Annotated in this window: 18 protein-coding genes; 10 read left to right on the top strand and 8 right to left on the bottom strand. The window is 61.1% G+C overall.

The window, feature by feature from the left end; translation table 11 throughout:
* Positions 1-552 precede the first annotated feature (552 nt).
* Positions 553-966, bottom strand: a complete 414-nt coding sequence (locus ACFODV_RS12605) for a phasin family protein (protein ID WP_379759972.1) — start codon at positions 964-966, stop codon at positions 553-555.
* Positions 967-1,568: 602 nt separating this feature from the next.
* Between ACFODV_RS12605 and ACFODV_RS12600 the strand changes: the two genes are divergently transcribed.
* A complete protein-coding gene (locus ACFODV_RS12600; RefSeq protein WP_379759970.1) occupies positions 1,569-2,237 on the top strand; it encodes a L,D-transpeptidase family protein in 669 nt (222 codons plus the stop codon).
* Positions 2,238-2,287: 50 nt separating this feature from the next.
* Here ACFODV_RS12600 and ACFODV_RS12595 read toward each other — a convergent pair whose 3' ends face one another.
* From ACFODV_RS12595 to rmuC, 3 genes are all read right to left on the bottom strand, one after another.
* A complete protein-coding gene (locus ACFODV_RS12595; RefSeq protein ID WP_379759968.1) occupies positions 2,288-2,752 on the bottom strand; it encodes a hypothetical protein in 465 nt (154 codons plus the stop codon).
* A 135-nt stretch (positions 2,753-2,887) separates the two neighbouring features.
* Positions 2,888-4,123, bottom strand: a complete 1,236-nt coding sequence (locus ACFODV_RS12590) for a DUF4236 domain-containing protein (protein ID WP_379759967.1) — start codon at positions 4,121-4,123, stop codon at positions 2,888-2,890.
* A gap of 125 nt (positions 4,124-4,248) precedes the next feature.
* The gene (rmuC, locus tag ACFODV_RS12585) at positions 4,249-5,655 is read right to left on the bottom strand and encodes a DNA recombination protein RmuC (RefSeq protein ID WP_379759965.1); all 1,407 of its coding nucleotides are present in this window, start codon (positions 5,653-5,655) and stop codon (positions 4,249-4,251) included.
* A 250-nt stretch (positions 5,656-5,905) separates the two neighbouring features.
* Between rmuC and ACFODV_RS12580 the strand changes: the two genes are divergently transcribed.
* The 3 genes from ACFODV_RS12580 (at position 5,906) to ACFODV_RS12570 (ending at position 9,166) form a co-directional block, all read left to right on the top strand.
* A complete protein-coding gene (locus ACFODV_RS12580) occupies positions 5,906-6,517 on the top strand; it encodes a superoxide dismutase (RefSeq protein ID WP_379759964.1) in 612 nt (203 codons plus the stop codon).
* 406 nt (positions 6,518-6,923) lie between these two features.
* Entirely contained in the window at positions 6,924-8,396 is a 1,473-nt protein-coding gene (locus tag ACFODV_RS12575) for a metal-dependent hydrolase family protein (RefSeq protein ID WP_379759962.1), read from the top strand.
* A gap of 11 nt (positions 8,397-8,407) precedes the next feature.
* A complete protein-coding gene (locus ACFODV_RS12570) occupies positions 8,408-9,166 on the top strand; it encodes a hypothetical protein (RefSeq protein WP_379759960.1) in 759 nt (252 codons plus the stop codon).
* A gap of 152 nt (positions 9,167-9,318) precedes the next feature.
* Here the strand turns inward: ACFODV_RS12570 and ACFODV_RS12565 are convergent, their stop codons facing one another.
* The 3 genes from ACFODV_RS12565 to ACFODV_RS12555 form a co-directional block, all read right to left on the bottom strand.
* Entirely contained in the window at positions 9,319-10,413 is a 1,095-nt protein-coding gene (locus tag ACFODV_RS12565) for a calcium:proton antiporter (RefSeq protein WP_379759958.1), read from the bottom strand.
* Positions 10,414-10,542: 129 nt separating this feature from the next.
* On the bottom strand, positions 10,543-11,823 hold the full coding sequence (locus ACFODV_RS12560) for an META domain-containing protein (RefSeq protein WP_379759956.1): 1,281 nt from the start codon (positions 11,821-11,823) through the stop codon (positions 10,543-10,545).
* A 428-nt stretch (positions 11,824-12,251) separates the two neighbouring features.
* Positions 12,252-12,755, bottom strand: a complete 504-nt coding sequence (locus ACFODV_RS12555) for a hypothetical protein (RefSeq protein ID WP_379759954.1) — start codon at positions 12,753-12,755, stop codon at positions 12,252-12,254.
* A 351-nt stretch (positions 12,756-13,106) separates the two neighbouring features.
* On the opposite strand from ACFODV_RS12555, the gene ACFODV_RS12550 reads away from it, so the two are divergent.
* The 4 genes from ACFODV_RS12550 (at position 13,107) to ACFODV_RS12535 (ending at position 16,210) form a co-directional block, all read left to right on the top strand.
* Positions 13,107-14,102, top strand: a complete 996-nt coding sequence (locus tag ACFODV_RS12550; protein WP_379759952.1) for a TRAP transporter substrate-binding protein — start codon at positions 13,107-13,109, stop codon at positions 14,100-14,102.
* A gap of 66 nt (positions 14,103-14,168) precedes the next feature.
* Positions 14,169-14,645, top strand: coding sequence for a TRAP transporter small permease (locus ACFODV_RS12545; protein ID WP_379759979.1), 477 nt, complete (start codon positions 14,169-14,171; stop codon positions 14,643-14,645).
* Entirely contained in the window at positions 14,642-15,901 is a 1,260-nt protein-coding gene (locus ACFODV_RS12540; RefSeq protein WP_379759950.1) for a TRAP transporter large permease, read from the top strand. The genes ACFODV_RS12545 and ACFODV_RS12540 overlap by 4 nt, the downstream gene beginning before the upstream one ends.
* Positions 15,902-16,012: 111 nt before the next feature.
* Entirely contained in the window at positions 16,013-16,210 is a 198-nt protein-coding gene (locus ACFODV_RS12535; protein WP_379759948.1) for a hypothetical protein, read from the top strand.
* A gap of 68 nt (positions 16,211-16,278) precedes the next feature.
* On the opposite strand, the gene ACFODV_RS12530 is transcribed toward ACFODV_RS12535, so the two are convergent.
* Entirely contained in the window at positions 16,279-17,700 is a 1,422-nt protein-coding gene (locus ACFODV_RS12530; RefSeq protein WP_379759946.1) for a sigma-54 interaction domain-containing protein, read from the bottom strand.
* Between the two features lie 184 nt (positions 17,701-17,884).
* Between ACFODV_RS12530 and speB the strand changes: the two genes are divergently transcribed.
* Together speB and ACFODV_RS12520 are read left to right on the top strand one after the other, a co-directional pair.
* The gene (speB, locus tag ACFODV_RS12525) at positions 17,885-18,835 is read left to right on the top strand and encodes an agmatinase (protein WP_379759944.1); all 951 of its coding nucleotides are present in this window, start codon (positions 17,885-17,887) and stop codon (positions 18,833-18,835) included.
* Between the two features lie 82 nt (positions 18,836-18,917).
* Positions 18,918-20,300: a YjiH family protein gene (locus ACFODV_RS12520; protein ID WP_379759942.1), complete on the top strand. Its 1,383-nt coding sequence runs from the start codon at positions 18,918-18,920 to the stop codon at positions 20,298-20,300.
* Positions 20,301-20,302: the final 2 nt, after the last annotated feature.

The following is a 20,302-nucleotide window of genomic DNA, read 5'->3' as shown; positions in this document are numbered from 1 at the left end:
AACACGCGGCCGCGCAAGACATTGGACTGGCGCACGCCGCTGGAAGTTTACGCCGAGGTGCTCAAGAAATCGGTTAGTGGCCCGAGCACCCTTCAATAGTGTTGCGCTTGGAACTTGAGACCGCCGACCCTCTACATTACTGAACTGGGTGATGCGGCACCCTAAAGGCTTGGCTGACGACTGGCCCATGCCACTCGATCCCGAACGAACACCCTGGGCGAGCATTGCGTGATCTTGCCCAGAAGCCCTTCCCTGGGCCCACCATGCCTAGTGATCATGAAGAGAGCCAGCCGGAGCGAATTGGCCGACTCGTCAATTATTCAAAATGAACCCATGGCGGCTCGAGCGACAGACGACATCGCTGTCTTTCGGTGTAAGCAATCTCTTACACCGCGTAGAACCCGAAGCGTGACACTCGTTACTCCTCTCCTCAGATTCACGGCATGACAAGCCCCGACCAGCCATCGCCCTCCCTGCATGCGAAAAGCCACCGATCATGGATCGGTGGCCTCGGGTATCGCGTCCTGCCGGCGTGGGCCAGCGGGTGCCTTATTAGGCGGACTTGGCAGCCTGGGGCGCCGCTTCCTTGACGGCCTTGGTGGCAGTCTCGGCGGCTTCCTTGATGCCTTCCTGGGCCTTATGGACGTTCTCTTCGGTCAGCTTCTGGCTGTCCTTGGCGAAGTCCTGCTGCAGGGCGACGACCTTATCGGTGTCTGCCTTCAGGCGCTCGGTCATTTCCGTAGCAACCTTCTGCTGGCCTTCCATGTAGCTTTTCAGGCCTTCGGCATCCTTGACTTCCATCAGGCTGCGCAGCTGCGACAGGTTGGAGTCGGTGTAGGCCTTGGCGGCGTCAAGCTGAGCGTTGACCAGCTTCTCGGTGAAGTCGACGGACAGGGCAGCGAAGGCGCGTGCCGGGCCGAACATCATGGTCTCGAACTGCTTGGTGTCGAAGTTAACGTTGCTCATCTGAAGAACCTCCGGGTTCTGAACGAACGGGAGATCCCCGCTCTGATGTTGTGCACACTAACAGGGATTTTTGTGCAGTGCAACATAGCGTCCGGTCGTCGCCTCCCGATACCGACGGGGCAGATCGACGGCCTTCAAGCACCCTGCATCCGCTACCGTGATAACGCCATGGGCAACTTGGCCTTCTCTTTAAGGAGCTCAGACGCCAATCACAGAAGTAGCAAGCGAACTGGCAGCAGATGCACATATCGCATTCTAGTAAACCGGACGGTACCTTGGCGCTATCCGGCCAAAGGGAAGTGACACCATGTCGAGCGAACGGCCCTATCACAAGAATGCCAGATGCTTTTTCGACAGTATCAGTCATAGGTGACTTATGGCAGGACGCTACGAGATCTCCGACCACGGTTGGGACCTGATCGAAGATATCGCGACACCCCGACCATAACCATCAGGACAGTCTGATCTTACCAAGGGTACGGTTGGCCATGCAGGGCGTCGGCCTCACAGCCAGTGGCATCTGAAATGAGAGCAGGCCTGGTCCGATCAGCCTCAGAGCGTGGTAGATTACGCTATCGCTCGCAAACCGACCTCATCACACCATGCCTGCCCCCATTATCACTCGTTCGTTCAAGCTCCTCGTCCTCTCCTTGCTGGTTACCGCCACACAGGCCAGCGCTTCGTTGATCGAACCGGCTGAGCCGCTGACGAGCAGCGTGACCGGATCAGCAGGAAACCACTTCCTGAATGACATCGACACAGGGATCAGCCTGCTGCCCGTCGATGATGACGTCGTCTGGCTTCACATCAGCCTCCAGGACCGCACGGTGTCCGTGGTACGTGGGCGCAATGTCTTCCATGTGATCCCCCACTTCGCCATTGGTATCAATGGCGCCGATAACCTGCGTATTCGCGGCAGCGCCATGACGCCGAAAGGCGAATTCAGAATCGAACGAATCAATCCCAATAGTCAGTACACCACCTTCCTCGGCATCAACTACCCGAACCCAGCGGTGGCCGAGCAGGCACTGGCAACAGGACTCATCACTGAGGAGGAGGCAGAACGGATTCGCCGCTACTACCTGCAACACCGCCTTTCCTATCCCAACACTGCCCTGGGTGGCGATATTGGCATTCATGGCCTTGGGAGCCGCGATCCTTTTCTCAATGAACGTGTCGATTGGACAGAGGGGTGTCTTGCCATCGAGAACGGTCAGATACGCATACTCTCCTCCTTGGTTGGAATCGATACCCCCGTCTTGATCCAATGAGGAAGGGAACGCCGCCATGGAGATGAGCTCAGCTGCTCGGGCCTGACGGATCACTCCGCCGTGGCCTGGATGGCTGCCTGCAGCCGGCCCGCGGTCTCCTCAAGCGCCTCGACAAGGCGCTCCATCACGACGATGCGAGCCTCCAGGTAATCCTGCGCCTCGCTGTCAGTAGCGTGGCGGCTATCCAACTGGGCCTCGCTGACAGCGCTCTTGAGGGCCAAGGCTGTGGTGCGCAGAGTATCGGCGGTGCGGTGAGCCTGGGCGGCGTTCTCGAGTTCAGCATCGGCGCCGTGTCGGAAGAAGATCGGTACCACGCTGTCATCGGCATCGAAGGAGATGGCATCGCGCAGGGCGATCTCCGGTGAAGCGTAGGCGCCAGTACCACTGCCATAGCCGGCGCTGTCGCGAACCAGATGACCCGTATGATCCAGAATGCGCCACTCATACGGATCATCACCGTACACTTCGATACAGCCGGTTTCATGCGGGCGGTCAATGCGGTGTTGAATATTCATCTGAGTGGCCTCCGGGCAAGCGGTGTCTACGCCGGTCATATCGCAGCAAAGCGCTGATGATCAGCTTGACACCAGCATACCCGATGCCAGGGGGCCGCCACATTGACTTGGCACATCTCCTCCAGGTTCTGCCGTTCACACCAGCTTCAGCGGCTCGATATCACGGAAAATGCCGGTCTTGGTCATGTCGCGGCGCAGGGTAAAGGCCTCCATGGAGGCAACAGGGTCCACCTGGTCGAGCCGGTCGAAGTGGATTCTTTCCCACTGATCACGTCTGACCTTGACGCTATAGAGATACTGATCGCGCTGGCCGCCCGTAGCCGGGTCGGGGATCTGGCGATAACCGGAGATACGGGCCTCATCCACGGCCGGCAGGCGGGCGAACACCGCCCCAAGCACCCGAAAAGCGATGCCGTGAACATGGTCGCGGTAGAGTTCGCGTTGGCGGGTAGCGCTTAGCTTGCGCGGGGTGAGTCTAAGCTGCTTGGGCGGCATGCCCCAGTAGCGGTCCGGCATCTCTTCCTCGCACGGCAGGTCGATGTCCACGGCGATGGTGCGTACATCGCTGCCAAGGTCAAAGTTGATCAGTGTCTCCCGGGGCCAGTCGATCTCCTCCAAGCGCTCACTCAGGGTCTGTTCCATGGCATCCGGATCGTCCCACACCCCATCGCTCTCGCGGAGGTGACGAGAAAATTCCGCCGCATCATGCTCTGCTTTACGCCATTCCCAAGCCCGATATTGCTCGTCGAAGTCCGCCCGGCGCTGCCGATTCTCCTCCTCGAGGCGACGCCTGGCAGGCGACCAAATTGCATGTCGCCAGTTGGAAGGCTGAGGCTGGAACGGCGGAGGGGGTGGCTCACCGAAGTCGCGCGTGGCGTAGCCAAGCGATTCAAGCGGCGGTGTTTCCTCGTGCAGACGCCCGAGGCGGTCGAGATCGGCATTGAGCCGCTCGCAGTGGGCACGCAGCTGTTCGCGAATGGAATCCTCGGCATGGCGGCGCAGCACGCGCACCTCGTCGCTGGAAAGCGGCGTACCGTCGGCGTGGAAATAGCTGACCTGCCCGCCCTCTTCGACGGCCAGCTGCACCTCAAAGCTCCCACCCTCGTCAAGCTGTGCCTTCAGCGCCGCCGCATGGCCGGACGCCGCCGCCGACGCACCAGACACCCCCTTTCTGCGCGGGCCACCTCCACCGATAAGCTTGCGGCGGTAGGCAAGCCCCGTGCCGGGAAGACCCGCATGGCCATGCACGCCGCTGGGCCCCATGCTCAAACTGGCGCCGCGTGGGCCCACCGACAGCCCCAGTCCGCGCTTGCTGAGGTTGAGGCGCACCCCGGGCGCCAAACGAATACGGCGCTGAAAACGAAAGGCCATCTCAACTCCCTGTCCTGTAGCCATGACAACTGGATCAATACTATAAGCTGCCAGGCAGGCCTTGAGCACGCCTCGACAGGGAAAGATCACCTTTTATGATCTCGGTCGAACTCGGCCTGGAGCGACTACTCGCCACCCTTCTCAGGAAGCGACGTCCCCACCTCAAGCCTGGCCCGCTCGACGATCTCGGCGGGTAGCTCCTTCTTCACCGCCACCCCCAGCTCCTGGAACTCGCTGGCCTGCTTGATCAAGTTGCCCTTGCCGTTGACCAGCTGCCCCAGCGCCCTGTCGTAGCTGATGCGGGCACCATCCAGTTTCCTGCCCACGTCCTGCATGCTCTCCAGGAAGGAGCCTAGCTTGTGGTAGAAGCGCTCGGCCTTTTTTGCCAGCTCGGCGCTGTGGCGGCTCTGGTTCTCGAAACGCCACAGCTGGCTGACAATATTGAGGCTGGTGAGCAGGGTGGTCGGCGTGGCCACCAGCACGTTACGCTCGATGGCGCGCTGAAAGAGCGTGCTGTCATGGCGCAACGCCTCGATATAGGCCGACTCCACCGGAATGAACATGATCACAACCTCCGGGGAGTTGAGCCCCGGCAGGTCGTAATAGTGCTTGTCGGCCAGCTCCTCGATGCGTGCGCCCACCGCCAGGGCGTGGGACGCCAGCGACTGCCTTCGGGTGAGCTCATCCTCGGCGTTGACGTATTCCAGGTAGGCGACAAGGGACGTCTTGGCATCGATCACCAGGTGACGGCCCTGGGGCAGGTAGACCAGCGCATCCGGGCGGCGCTTGCCCTCCTCGGTGGTGAAGCTCCTCTCGCGCTGGTAGTCCTCGCCCGGACGCAGGCCGGCGCTGTCGAGGACGTTTTCAAGCATCAGCTCGCCCCAGTTGCCCTGCACCTTCTTCTGGCCCTTGAGCGCCTCGGTGAGCTGCGCCGCCTGGTCGGTGATATCCCGGTTAAGCTGCTGAAGGTGCTTGAGCTCGGTGGTCAGGCTCGCCCGCTGAGCCGTCTCCTGGGTGTGCAGGGTCTCCACCTTCTCTCGAAAGCCCTTCATCTCTTCCTGGAAGGGCTTGAGCAGACCCAGCAGATTGCGCTCGGAAAGCGACGAGAAGGCCTTGCCCTTCTGCTCCAGCAATTCGTTGGCCAGGTTCTCGAACTCCACCTTGAGCTGCTGCTTGCTCTCCTCCATCCATTGCAGCTGACGGCCAAAGTTCGCCTCCTTCTCCTCCAGCCGGGTGGTCAGCTCGCCGTGGGTCTGCTTAAGCGCGTAGTAGGCCTCGCGGAAGCGTTCCAGCTCGCGAGTCTGGGCTTTCACATCGTCACGCTGGGTCTCCACTTCCCCCTCCGCCACCTGCAGTGCCACCGTCTGCTCACGCGCGTCAAGCTGCTGGGTGTGGAGGTCGGCACGGGTGGCTTCGAGGGCGAGGCGGATGGCGCTGACGCGGCGCTGCTGGAGGGCGAAGGTGATCATCGCGCCGAGCAGGAAGCTGACCAGGACGGAAAGATAAAGCGTCAACTGAGAGTCTGGAAGCATTCAAGAAAGCCTGTTGAATATGTCAGAAAAGAGATGCGCCGAGGATACTTCACCAGCAGGTTCTTAGCCTCATGGAATAACCGGCGCTATCTCGAATATGCGGTGAGAATCGGATGGTGATAAGGCCGCCGATTGCCTGTGACTATATGAGCCAATAGTGATTCTTATTGACCCTTTTTCGACAGCTCTGCCATGATGTGGGGTGTTATCCACTGGTAAATTCTCTGACAAACGACAAGGAGGTGTGTCCATGCCGCATACCCTGCCCGACCTTAGCTATGCCTACGATGCTCTGGAACCGCATATCGATGCGCTGACCATGGAGATTCACCACTCCCGGCATCACCAGACCTACGTCAACAATCTCAACGCCGCCCTCGAAGGGACCGGCCTCGAGGACGTGCCCGTTGACGAATTGCTGGCTAACCTGGATCGCGTGCCGGCCGACAAGCGCCAGGCAGTCATCAACAACGGCGGCGGCCACTCCAACCACAGCATGTTCTGGCAGATGATGTCGCCCAACGGCGGCGGTGCCCCCAAGGGGCATGTCGGCCAGGCCATCGATAAGGATCTGGGCGGTTTCGACGCCTTCAAGGAAGCCTTCACCAAGGCAGCCCTGGGTCGCTTCGGCAGCGGCTGGGCGTGGCTCTGCGTCACCCCCCAGAAGACCCTGGTGGTGGAAAACTCCCTGAATCAGGACAGCCCTCTCTCCGCTGGAAACACGCCAGTGCTGGGTCTGGACGTGTGGGAGCACGCCTACTACCTGAAGTTCCAGAACAAGCGCCCGGACTACGTGGCAGAGTTCTTCAACGTCATCGACTGGGACGAAGTCGAAAGCCGCTACCAGGCCGCCACAGCCTGATGAGTCGCTGACTCACCCCGCATAGTGCAAAGCCCTTTGTTAACAGGCATCGCCGCACCCCCCGGGTGCGGCGATGTTGTTTATGCCAACAGCTGGGTGCGGGCGCGGGGTGAGAGATGCATGAGTTTTCCTCAGTCTTCCAGGTGCCTGCGGCGCCATTCGTGCAGATGCGCGACCCTGCTCTCGCCCATCAAGCGTGAACTCGGCCGCGAAGAGATCAGGATGACATTCGGGTTGGCTCCGGATCGCATTCTGGGCTAATTTCATGTTGTGACCGTCCGGTTCATTTAACAGACTTTATCAAGAAACACCTAACATCAAGGCATTGTGACGCTTGCTTGATAGTGCTCAAGAAGATTTTCAAGATAGTGCTCAAGCTTCAATTGCCCACGAGACAGGATTCTTCATGCTGCCTGCCATTCGCCCTTTCTCGCTGATCGCTCCCTCGGCTTCCCATGCTCACGGAGCCTGCTGCTGCGGTTCTCCCCTGCTGCAACGTTTCCATGAACGCATGATGGCGGAGATCACACGCCGCCACTTCCTGGGCGGAACGGCGGCCGTGATGGCGCTTTTTGCCGGCCTGCACGCTCCCGAGGAGGTGAGTGCTCAGCCGCGGGGTCAGGACGGCCCGCTGCTGTTAACCAACCTGCGATTGTTCGACGGCAGCGGTGCCCCGCTGCGTGAGGATGTGGCAGTGCGCGTGGAAGACGGCCGTATCCAGGCCATCCTGCCGGCCGACGCCGAGCCCGAAGGAGCGGAAGTGATCGACTGCGGCGGGCGCATGCTGATGCCGGGACTGATCGATGCCCACTGGCATACGACGCTGGCCGCCATCACCCAGGTGGCGGCGATGACCGCCGATGTGGGCTACGTGCACCTGGTGGCGGCCCGCGAGGCAGAGCGCACCCTGATGCGCGGGGTGACCTCGGTTCGCGACGTGGGCGGGCCCTCCTTCGCGCTCAAGCGCGCCATCGACGAGGGTATCGTGGCAGGGCCCAGGATCTTTCCCGCCGGGGCCATGATCTCCCAGACCTCCGGGCACGGCGACTTCCGTATGCGCCACGAGGTACCCCGCGGAGCCACCACGCCGCTAAGCGAGCAGGAACGCCAGGGGGTGGCGGCGATCGCCGACGGCGAGGCCGAGGTGCTAAGGCGTACCCGCGAGCAGCTGATGCTTGGTGCCTCCCAGATCAAGCTGATGGCCGGCGGCGGGGTGGCCTCCACCTATGACCCGCTGGACAGCACCCAGTTTACCGAGCGCGAACTGCGCGCCGCGGTCCAGGCGGCCGAGGACTGGGGCACCTATGTGATGGTGCACGTCTACACGCCGCGTGGCATTCAGCGCGCCCTGCGCTCGGGGGTCCGCTCCATCGAGCACGGCCAGCTGGCCGACGAGGAGAGCGTGCGGATGATGGCCGGAGAGGGCGCCTGGTGGAGCCTGCAGCCCTTCCTGCAGGACGAGGATTCCAACGTCTACCCCGACGCGGCGCGCCGAGAGTCCCAGCGCCAGGTGGCCGAGGGCACGGTGCGCGCCTACGAGATGGCCCAGCGCTTCGACGTCAACACGGCCTGGGGCACCGATATCCTCTTCAGCCCGCAGAACACGCCGAACCAGCTGCGCCACCTGGCCAAGCTCACCCGCTTCTACGACCCCCTGACGGTGCTGGCCATGGCCACCGGCCGCAACGGGGAACTGCTTTCACTCAGTGGCCCGCGCACCCCCTACCCCGGCACGCTGGGACGCATCGAGCCCGGCGCCCTGGCCGATCTGCTGGTGGTCGACGGCGACCCGGCTCTGGGTCTCGACTTCCTGGCTGACCCCGAGCGCAATCTGCGCCTGATCATGAAGGCTGGACGCATCCATAAGGATCGACTGTGAGGCCACCCATCATGGTTAAACGACTGCCGCTTGCCCTGACCATGGCCTTGACTCTGGGTTCAGGGCTTGGGTCACCGGGCCTGGTCTCCCAGGCCAGCGCCGCCAACGATGCCTGGCGCTTCCAGCTCACCCCCTATGCCTGGATGGCCGGCCTGTCGGGTGATGTCCGGCCCCTGCCGCAAGCCCCCACTATCAGCACCTCGCGCTCCTTCAGCGATGTCCTCGACGACCTTGACGGTGCTTTTTTCCTGACCGGCAGCGCTCGACGTGACCGCTGGGTGCTGTTCGGCGACCTGACCTGGGCGTCGCTTAGCCATGAGAGTTCACTGGCACCCGGGATTGCCGGCGAGGGCAAGCTGCGCCAGCGCTCGTTCACGGCAGCGGCAGGCTATCAAGTGGTGAGCGAGTCAAAGCACCGCCTGGACCTGATGGCGGGCGCGCGAGCCTGGCGGATTGAAGCCGAGGTCGCCGTGCCGGCTCTGGGGCTCAGTGCCAGCAAAACCGAACGCTGGGTCGACCCGATTCTTGCCGCGCGGCTGCGTTCGGCCTGGACCCCGGGATGGTCTACGCTGGTGCACGCCGATATCGGCGGTTTCGGAGCCGGCGCCGATACTACCTGGCAACTGGTGGCCACAGGCAACTATCAGGTAAGCGACGCCTTCACGCTGGCGGCGGGATATCGCCACCTGGTGGTAGATCGCAACGAATCGGGGACTCGCATTGACGTGGCGATGAGCGGCCCTCTGCTTGGTGTGACCTGGCGCTTCTAGCACAGCCCACTGCCTCGCTATGCCACAACTTGCGGCTAATCTATCGCCATAATGCCGACACCTCAGCTCTGATCAGACTCGCCTGGTCGATATGATCAGAGTTTAGCGTCTGGTCCGAATGTCGGGTGTCACGTCGATCGCCGATAAGGAGATCAAGGCATCGCGGCCAGCGTCAGGAAGGCACCAAAAATCACCAGGTGGATGCCACCCTGCAGGATCGTCGTGCGACCCATGGCCAGCGAGAGGGTTGCCACGAAGAGTGATAACAGCAGTAGCACAATATGTTCTGGCTCCAGGCCCAATGTCAGCGGTTGACCCATTGCAATAGACAGGATGGCTACCGTAGGAATGGTCAGGCAGATACTGGCCATTGCCGAACCGAGCGCCATGTTGAGACTGCTTTGGATACGGTTGGCGCGTGCGGCACGCAGAGCGGCCATGCCCTCTGGCAGAAGGACCGTCATGGCGATCACCACCCCGACAAGGGCGGCGGGTAGTCCGGCCCGCGAAACCGCATTTTCGACTGAAGGTGCCAGGGTTTCGGCCAGCAGCACCACTGATACCAATGCAATTGGTAGCAGGATGAGCGCGGTTACCATTTTTTGCCGCCCGGGTTTTTGATCCGCGAGGTCCTCCAATCGGGGATCACTGAAATCTCCGCGATGCCGCACCATCTGCACAAACAGGAACAGTGCATAAAGCGCAAACGACACAGTAGCCACAAACACTAATTGCGGCGTGGCGTAAATGGGCCCCGGCACCGCAACCGTGTAATTGGGCAAGACCAGGGAAAGTACGGCGACAGTGGCCAGCACGCCAAGCGCCCCAACGGCGCCCCGTGCAATAAACTCCTGTTCGTGAAAACGCAGCCCTCCCACCAGCAGGCACAGACCGACGATACCGTTCAACACGATCATGATGGCCGCAAAGACCGTATCACGAGCGATTTCGCTGGTTCCCGCCGGCGCCGCAAGCAAAACCGATACGATGAGCGCGACCTCGATGACCGTCACGGCAAGCGCGAGGATAATGGCGCCGTAGGGGTCCCCCAGCTGATGCGCAATCGTTTCGGCGTGATGAACAGCCGCCAGGACCGAGGCAAATAGGAGTATGGTCGCAACTGGCACAAGCAGGCCGGGCACAGACCCCGGCCATAAGACGATTAATGCCGCCGCGACAGCCAGGGAGATAATCGGCACCAGCGCTGACCAAAGTGGAGCGGGGAGGTGTTTCTGTGCTGCAATCATTCAGCTATTACTCCCTTCGAACATTTGCGTATCTCTGAACTGAATGCTCGCGCCGGTTTGTGGCAGGTTTTGAACAGAAAGCTCTGCTCGCTGCAACGCGCCGGGCTATTTCGTGACATTTTCGTGACATTATTCTTCAGTCGTCGACGGACGTGCTATCAATTGACCTTCGCTTCCGCGAAGTTCCAGCATGCCGTCTGTGTCGATATCGAATCCCTCGATGCCGGACAGTACGCGTTTAAACTCTTGCTCCTGAGCCATTATCTCTTCACTGCAGAGCATCATGGTCCCTGCAACGTGCGAGAGTTCCAGACGTTCGCCGGTCAACGTGTAAGGGGAATGAAAGCGATTGCATGAAGAAGATCCTGCCACAATGCCGTCCTCGGGGAGAAACTGGATTGTCATGCTTGGCTCGCTCAGCGGTACGTCGCCATCAAGCATGGTGACCTCCCATGTGTGCTCAGCAAGTAAGTCGCTTGGTTGGCCCCCACACCCATGTAATACGCCTTGCGAACTGGCCAACGTTGCGGAATACGGATGCGGCATGCCGGTCATGCTGTCATTGCACACTTCACTGCGAATGGTAAGCGATACAGCAAGCTCGTCGCCTGCTGCCCGATAGTGCGTCACTGAGGCGCCTCGATGGGCGTTTAATACAGGTGCCGTCCGTGTAGTTTCTCCGTACTCGGTGATCAATGTCAGCTGGTCGCCCTCGATAGATGCAATCCAGGGCGGTTCATTACCGGTTGCACGAACGGGGTCTGTGGGCGTCATGTCGATTGTGCACTCAGGAAGAGTCTCACCTCGCACGGTGACGTCGGCCCGGGCCCCCTTGTTGAAGAGTGATACAGTCGGATCACCCGTTGACTCATAACGCACGCCTGAGGCAGCGGGCACCTGGCGGAGCGCGAAGTCTTCCGCACCAACTTGCATCACAAGGTACTCACCGATCGTATCGAAAACTACCTCAGTACCACCGCAATCCATGGCAGTGCCATGGTCCCTCACATCGAACGAACGGAGTAATAGCTCACCCACATCCACAGGAGTTGATGAGGGGAATACAGTGACAGGCTCACTGGACCGAATGATGCGACCGTCAAGCTCCAGGCCGGCCCTCAACTCGAGTACTGCGGGCGAACCGGTGAACGAATCCACTTCTAGCTCAAAGGGGATCGGAATCTGCCGACCATCGAAGTTTTCCTCCATACTTGCGATCATGCCGAAACCATCAGGCGTAAATGCCTGAAGCTCGACGATGGCGCGAGTTTCCGGCGGCATGGCAATGCGTTCGAGATACATCAGACTTCCCGAGACCCTGATGGGATTGTCTTCAGTGGGTTGCAAAGAATCAGAGGCGCATCCAAGAACCGAAAGTGACACAGCCGTCGTCAATAAGATGGATTTCATAGAGAGGCCTTATTCAGAAGAGGTTTCATGATGGCGTTGCGGCTCGCCAGCTAATCATGCTCATGATCATCTCGCTTAATTTACCGATCTGATGCGGGAAACAAGACGTCGGCGGATTATCTTTTAGTATCGAGGTACTGCTGCTGCAACAGGATTCAAGAGGACTACTTGCAACGAGCCTGTAATCAGGAATAAAGCCTATCCATCGTGACGCCCACGTGCAACGCATCCTCAAGCATTATAGTAAGCTTCCAGTGCGTCCTCTAGATGTGAATGGCCGAGGGCGGCCATACCGGCGTCGATCTGGAAGAGCCGGTCGCTCGGCGCGATGGTGGTCGGACTCGATGCCGGGGCCCTAAACCGCCAGAGGCGGCCTCAAAAGGCCGCCTCTGGTGTCTGCAACACCCCGCCATCCGGGGCGATGCCACTTACTGTGAGGGCATTTGCTGCTGTTGCATCTGCTCCTGCATCTGGCGCATCTGTTCCTGCTGCTGCTGAGCCAAACGTTCCAGCTCGTCGCGCTGCTCCGCGGTCAGGGTGGACTGGATCCGCGCCTGCATCAGGGCGCTTTCGGCAGTCATGTCCCCGGTGAGCTGGCCGAGGCGCTCGGCATCGCGGCGGATGGAAGCTTCATCAAAATCCGGGCCGATCTGGCTCTGAAGCTGCATCTGCACACCCTGAGCTTCTGTCTGCAGTGACTGCAGACGCACCTGGCCCTGGGTAAGAAGCGACACCAACGTCTGCTCCTGGCTGTCGTTCAGGTTAACCATCTCATTGAGCTGAGCTACCTGCTGCTCGGCGCTGGGGACGCCCTGAGGCATTTGCTGGGCAACTACGGGGGCGGCCAGGGCAAAGGTCAGGGCAAGAGCGCTGCTGGTAATCACGACAAGGGGCTTAAAAAAGTGCTTGGAAAAGGGCTTGGCAAATGACATGCAATCTCCTGAAAAATCATGGGAATCAAGCGACACTAGCACGCCACCATCGTGGATGACACCTCGGCCCATCGGCCACGACGTCATCCTGACCGCGTCGTTCCGAGCTAGAATCACAGGCCATTCCCGTGACACCGGTTGAGCCTTCGCGTTCACTACCGGAGGCCGCAAGATAGTGATTCGCCCTTTCGCGCCGGCCGGCTGGCCGGCCATCCGAACCCCTTGGCCGTCACAGGTGATGAAACATCCGTTGTCGATACCACGCCGGGTCAATTGACCAGTGTCCCCGGGCCGGTGCATGCTCGGCAGGCAACGAATCGCAAGACGCTGACTAAAATAAGGAAACCAACAATGAAAGGCTTTGCACGCAGCACGCTGGTTGCCGGTATTTCGCTGGCCATGATGGCCTCCGCCAACGCTTCGGACTTCGCTGACATGGATCCGGTCACCCTGCGTCTGGCCCACGTGGTCAATGAGCAGGACGGCTTTCATATCGCCGCGATGAAGTTCCAGGAACTGGTGCAGGAACGCACCGAAGGCGCGGTCTCCGTGGATCTCTACCCCAACGCCAGCCTCGGCGACGAACGCACCCTGCTCGAGGGCATGCAGATTGGCACCGTTGATATGGGCGTAATCACCAACGGGCCGGTGGCCAACTTCGTCGAGGAGATGGCGGTGTTCGAACTGCCCTTCCTCTTCCCCAGCCCAGAGGCCGCCTATGGCGTGCTCGACGGCCCCATCGGCCAGGAGCTGCTCGACAAGCTTTCCGAGGTCAATCTCAAGGGATTGGCCTACGCCGAGCGCGGGTTTCGCAACCTGACCAACAGTGAGCGCCCGGTAGAAACCCCCGCGGATATGGACGGCCTGCGCATTCGCGTGATGGAGAACCCGGTCTACGTGGACACCTTTCGCGAGCTAGGTGCCAACGCCATTCCCATGGCATGGACCGAAGCGCTCACCGCTATGCAGCAGGGCACCATCGACGGCCAGGAGAATCCGGTCAACGTCATTCATTCGTTCAAGCTTAACGAGACGCAGACCTACATGACCCTGTCTCGACACACCTATGCGCCGGCGATCTTCGTGATGGGCATGCCGATCTGGAACCAGCTGCCCGAACACGCCCAGGAGGTGATGGTGCAGGCCGCCCAGGAAGCCGCCGAGCACGAACGTCGCGTAAACGCCGAGATGGAGGCCGAGCAGCTTGCCGAGCTGCGCGAGTCGGGCATGCAGATCATCGATGATGCCGATCTTGAGGCCTTCCAGGCCGCCGTGGCACCGGTCTATGAGAAGTACGGCGAGCAGTTCGGCGACTACCTGACCCGCATCCGGGAGGCGATAAAATAAGTGAACCTGCTTGCGCGCTACCTGCTGCGCCCTCTGCAGCGGTGTGAGCGCGCCCTCGACGCCGTCATGCAACCCGTGGTCTTTGCGGGCATGGCGGCGCTGATCGGCGTGATCACTCTGCAGATCGTTTCGCGGGTGTTCTTCACGGCGGTGGGCTGGACCGAGGAGGTCGCCCGCTTCCTGCTAGTGTGGATCACTTTCCTCGGTGCCACGCTGGCCTTTCAGCGGGGGCGGCATATCGCCGTGACCTTCGTGGTGGATGCCCTGCCGCAGCGACTGCGCCAGCTGGCGCGCATCGCCGCGGTGCTGGTGGCGCTGGCCTTCATGGTGGCGCTGATCGTGATCGGCTATCGCTATATGCAGGTGCAGAGCTTCCAGAAATCCGCATCGCTTCGGCTATCGATGACCTACGTCTATGCCGTTATTCCGCTCGCCGGCGCGGTCATGGCCTGGTATGCCCTGGTCGACCTGCTGGAACTGTTCATCAAGGGGCCAGCGGCCCATGACTCGGACAGCGCTACCGCCGAGGACCCCCTGCCATGACCGGCATGCTGTTCCTGCTGTTTTTCCTCTTCATGCTGCTGGGGGTGCCCATCGCCCTGGCCATCGGCGCCAGTAATCTGCTGGCGCTCAACGCCCAGGGCGTGCCGCTGATGGTGGTCACCCAGCAGATGTTCCAGGGCATCAACTCCTTCGCCCTGGTGGCCGTGCCGATGTTCATCCTCGCCGGTGACCTCATGGCCCAGGGCAAGGTCAGCGAGAAGCTGGTGAATTTCGCCGATTCCCTGTTCGGCTTTCTCAAGGGCGGGCTGTCGATCGTCTCGGTGGGGGCCGGCATGTTCTTCGCCGCCATTTCCGGCTCAGGCGCCGCCACTACCGCGGCGGTGGGGTCGAGCCTGGTGCCAGAGCTGCGCAAGAAGGGCTATGACCCCGCCTCCGCCGCCAGCCTGATCGCCGCCAGCGGGACCATCGGCGTGGTCATTCCGCCTTCGGTGCCGATGATCATCTACGCGGTGATCGCCCAGCAGTCGGTGTCGACGCTGTTTCTGAACGGCGTGATCCCGGGGCTGATCATGGGCCTGGGGCTCGGCACCATCGCCATCGTCCAAGCCTATCGCCGCAACTATCCGCGAGGCACCGCCCTCTCTCTTGCCACCATCTGGCGCACGTTCAAAAGCGCCAGCTGGGGCCTGATGACCCCGGTAATCATCCTCGGCGGGATCTTCTCCGGGATCTTTACCCCCAGTGAGGCCGCGGTGGTGGCGGTCAACTATGCCCTGATGGTGTCGCTGTTTATTTATCGCGACCTGAGCCTGGCGGACGTCTACCGCATCCTGATCCGCTCGGCGATCACCACCTCGGTGATCATGCTGGTCATCGCTACCTCGGCGGTGCTGAGCTGGACGCTCTCCAGCTGGCAGATACCCGGCGCCATCGCCGAGGCCGTGCTGTCGCTCTCCACCGACCCGCTGGTGATCATGCTGCTGATAGTAGCGGTGATCCTGCTGACCGGGGTATTCATCGAGACGGCCAGCGCCCTGATCATACTGACGCCGGTGCTGCTGCCGCTGGTGATCCAGATCGGCATCGACCCGATCCATTTCGGCATTATCATCGTGATGGGGCTGGCCATCGGCATGATCACCCCGCCGGTAGCGATCAACCTTTACGTGGCCTCCTCGGTCACCCAGCTGCCGCTGGAGCGCATCACCCGCGCCATCGTGCCCTACCTGGTGGGGCTGATCGCCGTGCTCTTGCTGGTAGTCTACGTGCCGATTCTAGCGGGCTGGTCGGGATGATGCCCCCGCATCTTGAATCTTTACCCAGCACTGGCCGGCCAGCAGGCTGGTCTACTCTACCCATTCATCTCCCTATCCCTATCCCTAATCCCTATCATCAAGGAAAGACACGTGAAGAGATCCCGACACGTCCTGCTGCCCATCATCGGCCTGGCCATAGTGATGCTCGCTGGCTGTACAACCTATACGTTTCCAGACGGCAGCCAGGAAACCCTGTGGGGCGTGCCCACCGAGGATGAAACCAAGACCCGCGAGGAACGCCAGGCCGAACCGCTCCGGTACCGGGTGCCCGGCGAGATGCCGGAGTGACGGCGAGACGACGTATCCGCGGCGCGGCGCCCGGAGCCTGACCGCTGGCTCCCGCGGCCGGGCTCCGACTAACCGGATTTATTGATGGCCAGGCCATGCCGCCGTAGCTTGCGCACCACGCTCGGCTGGCTGATGCCGAGTCGATCGGCGATGGCATAGGTGCTGGGCAACCGTTGACACAGATCGTCAAGCACGTCGCGTTCCACTCTGCCGAGATAGTCGGGCAAGCTCTCTCGGTCACCGAGCATAACGGGTAGCGATTCCGACAAATCGCCAGCGATATCTTGCGCCTGTGTTAACCGGTGATCAGAAGGCGAGATCGGGGCGTCAATGAGATCGCCGTCGGATGAAAGCCAGGCCCTCTCGAGCCAATTTTCCAGCTCCCGGACGTTGCCGGGCCAGTCACGGCCCATCAGCTCCGACCAGACGCTGGAGTGCAACAGTTTCTTGCGCCCATAGCGTCGATTGAGCCCTTCCAGGCACTGCTCTACCAGACCCGGAATATCCTCGCGGCGGTCGCGCAGCGGCGGGAGCGTCACGGGTATCACGTTGACACGGTAATAGAGATCCAGCCGGAAGGTCCCTTCTTGAACCCGCTCGGCCAACGCCTGGTTGGTGGCGACCACCAGACGGAAGTCGACCCGGCGAGATCGCGTGTCACCCAGTCGCGTCAAGGTGCCATCCTGGATCACCTTGAGCAGCTTGGTCTGCATGATCATCGGCAGCTCTCCAATCTCGTCCAGGAATAGCGTGCCGCCTTCGGCCTGCTCGAGCAGGCCCGCCTTACCCTGTCGCGTCGCACCGCTGAAAGCACCGGGCTGATAGCCGAACATTTCTGACTCGAACAGGTTGTCGGGAATCGCCCCGCAGTTGACCTCGACAAAGGGCCCTTCCCGGCGACGGCTCCATCGATGAAGCTGGCGCGCGAAGGCCGTCTTGCCCACCCCCGACTCCCCCAACATCAGAACCGTGGCATCCGCCGGCGCCACCCGCTTTAACATTAGCGCCACTTCTCGCATCAGACGGCTTCGCACCTGCAGCGAATCCAGGTCTGCCTCAAGGTCGCCCTCTTCTGACGGACCCGCGTAGCTGCGCTTGAGGTGCTCACTGAAGCGACGCTGCAGCAGGGCATACTCATCCTGCAAAAACTGCAGATCGGTGAGGTCTCTTGACCGGCTGATAATGCGCTCGATCCGGCCATTGACCTCGACCGGATGAGCTTCGGCAATGACTCGGCGGCCAGTCCCCGTCACCTGCATCAGCTGGGCAGGTTGCCCGGTTCGCAGCACCTCGAGACTGATCGATGGCTTGAGGACACCCCGCGCCTCCAGTTCCTGCACCGTGGTGGCCTTGAGTGCCTCCCGCGACATGCCGTAGACGGCAGCCGCACCGGGACTGACATCCAACACCTGACCCATGCCATCGACGATGAAGAAGTGGTCACTGGCGGTCTGAACGATGGTTTCCAGCACCCGGCTGTCGATATGCATGTTGTCGAGCCCATGTCAGTGATTCATTAATGGATCAATGATACACAACTGCATCACCTCACTCACTATCGTGATTCATAAATGAATCACAACGAGCACAATCCTTAGCAAAATCAATAGACTATTAACTGGCACGATTCCTGCTCTATTTTGAGTGATCATCCCGTCACCAGCAGGAGAAACCATGAGCCCGTTCAACCAGCCCCTGGGGGGAAACGAAATGCCACGCTTTGGTGGCCCTGCCACCATGATGCGCCTTCCCACCCAGGAGAGTGCCGCCGGCCTGGATGCCGCCTTCATCGGCGTGCCGCTGGACATCGGTACTTCCAACCGCCCCGGTACGCGCCTTGGGCCCCGGCAGATCCGTGATGAATCACGCATGCTGCGTCCTTACAACATGGCCACCCGTGCCGCGCCCTTCGACAGCCTGCAAGTGGCCGACATTGGCGACGTGCCGATCAACACCTTCCACCTTCCCAAGACGGTGGACATCATCACTGCCTTCTACGATGGGGTCTTACAGCATGGCTGCGTACCGTTGACCCTCGGGGGCGACCATGTCATCACCCTGCCGATCCTAAGAGCCATCGCCAAGAAGCATGGCCCGGTCGGGCTGATCCACATTGACGCCCATGCCGATGTCAACGAACACATGTTCGGAGAACCCATCGCCCACGGCACACCTTTTCGTCGTGCCCAGGAAGAAGGCCTGCTGGCTCAAGGCAAGGTGGTTCAGATCGGCCTGCGTGGCACCGGCTACGCCGCCGAGGATTTCGACTGGTGCCGGCAGCAGGGCTTTCGCGTGGTCACCGCCGAGGAGTGCTGGTATCGCTCGCTCGAGCCGCTGATGGCCGAAGTGCGAGAGCAGATGGGTGACATACCGGTCTACATCTCTTTCGACATCGATAGCCTGGACCCCTCGGTGGCACCGGGCACCGGCACCGTGGAAATGGGGGGTCTGACCGGCAGCCAGGGTCTCGAGATCCTGCGCGGCGCGGCGGGCCTCAACATTGTTGGCGGTGATCTGGTCGAGGTCTCCCCCCCCTACGACACCAGCGGCAACACTGCGCTGATTGGCGCCACCCTGCTCTACGAGATGCTCTGCGTGCTGCCTGGTGTCAAGCGCCGCGACTAGCGCCATCACGACTCTCAACGAGCCTTTGCCGGGGGCTCGACAACGACACAATGCCAATCACAACAATCCATGGGTTACCGTAATGTCCTCTATCGAATCCACCGGCAGTGACGACGCGAACGGCAGCGCCTTTCAGCGCCGTGACCTGTTCAAGTTCTTGATTCCGTCGTTGATCGGAATGAGCCTGTTTCTCGTCCCCTTCAAGGTCGGGGATACCATCAATATCGGCATGGGCCTGATGGCCGACAGCCTGAAAGCCCTGCTTGGCGACGCTCTGCCGGCCATCGCCGTGGTGGTGCTGTGTGTCTCGGTCGCTGCTACGCTGCTGGTCAAGGTCGCCAAACCGAGCTGGGCGAACAAGGGCGTGCTGCACGACATGTTCCATGTCGGCCCCGTCTGGTTCGGTATGCGCATCCTGGGTGCCGCCTTTGCATTGATGACCTTCTTTCAGTTCGGCCCCGAGTTCGTGACCGCCTCCTTTACCGGTGGCGTCATGCTCAATGACCTGGCCCCGGTGCTGCTAACCTTCTTCTTCTTCGCCGCCCTGCTGCTGCCTTTCCTGGTCGAGTTCGGCTTCATGGAGTTCATCGGCAGCCTGGTGCGAAAGCCCTTCCGGGTGATCTTCCGGCTTCCGGGCCGCAGCGCCATCGATGCCACCGCCTCGTGGATGGGGTCCGGCACGGTGGGCGTGCTGATCACCACCCAGCAGTACGAGAAGGGGTTCTATAACCGTCGCGAAGCCTCGGTGATCGCCACCAACTTCTCGATCGTCTCCATCGCCTTCGCCCTGCTGATCACCAGCTTCGTCGACCTGAACCACATGTTCGTCCAGTTCTACGTCACCGTAGTGGTCGCCGGCCTGATCGCCGCCGTCATCGTGCCGAGACTGCCACCGCTGTCGCGTAAACCTGACACCTACTACGAACCGGTAGGCTGCCAGCTGGCAGAAAAACCCACGGAGAACATCGGCCTGTTTCGCTACAGCCTGCTTCAGGCGGTACGGCGCGCCGAGAAAGCACCCGGCCCCCGAGAGATGGTGCGCATCGCACTCTTCAACGTCGCCGACATCTTCCTGGCTCTGCTGCCTCTGGTATTCGCCATCGGCACCGTGGCGCTGATCCTGGCCGAATTCACACCGCTGTTCACCTGGCTCTCCTACCCCATGGTGCCCGTGCTGGAATTCCTGGGCGTTCCCGAAGCCGAGGCTGCCGCGCCGGCAACCCTGGTGGGATTCGCCGACATGTTCCTGCCAGCCGTCCTGGCCACCAACATCGAGAGTGAGCTCACCCGGTTCGTGATCGCCTGCCTGTCTCTGACCCAGCTAATCTACATGTCCGAAATCGGGGCCCTGCTGATGAAGTCGAAGATCCCGCTGAAGTTCTGGGAACTGGGAGCCATCTTCCTGCTGCGCACGGCCATCACCCTGCCAATCATCACCTTCATGGCCCATACGTTCTTCTTCTGAGG

The organism is Halomonas tibetensis (genome assembly GCF_042643535.1).
Classification (GTDB): Bacteria; Pseudomonadota; Gammaproteobacteria; order Pseudomonadales; family Halomonadaceae; genus Halomonas; species Halomonas tibetensis.
Note: the sequence above shows the minus strand (reverse complement) of the source record. Positions and strands in the feature narration are given on the sequence as shown.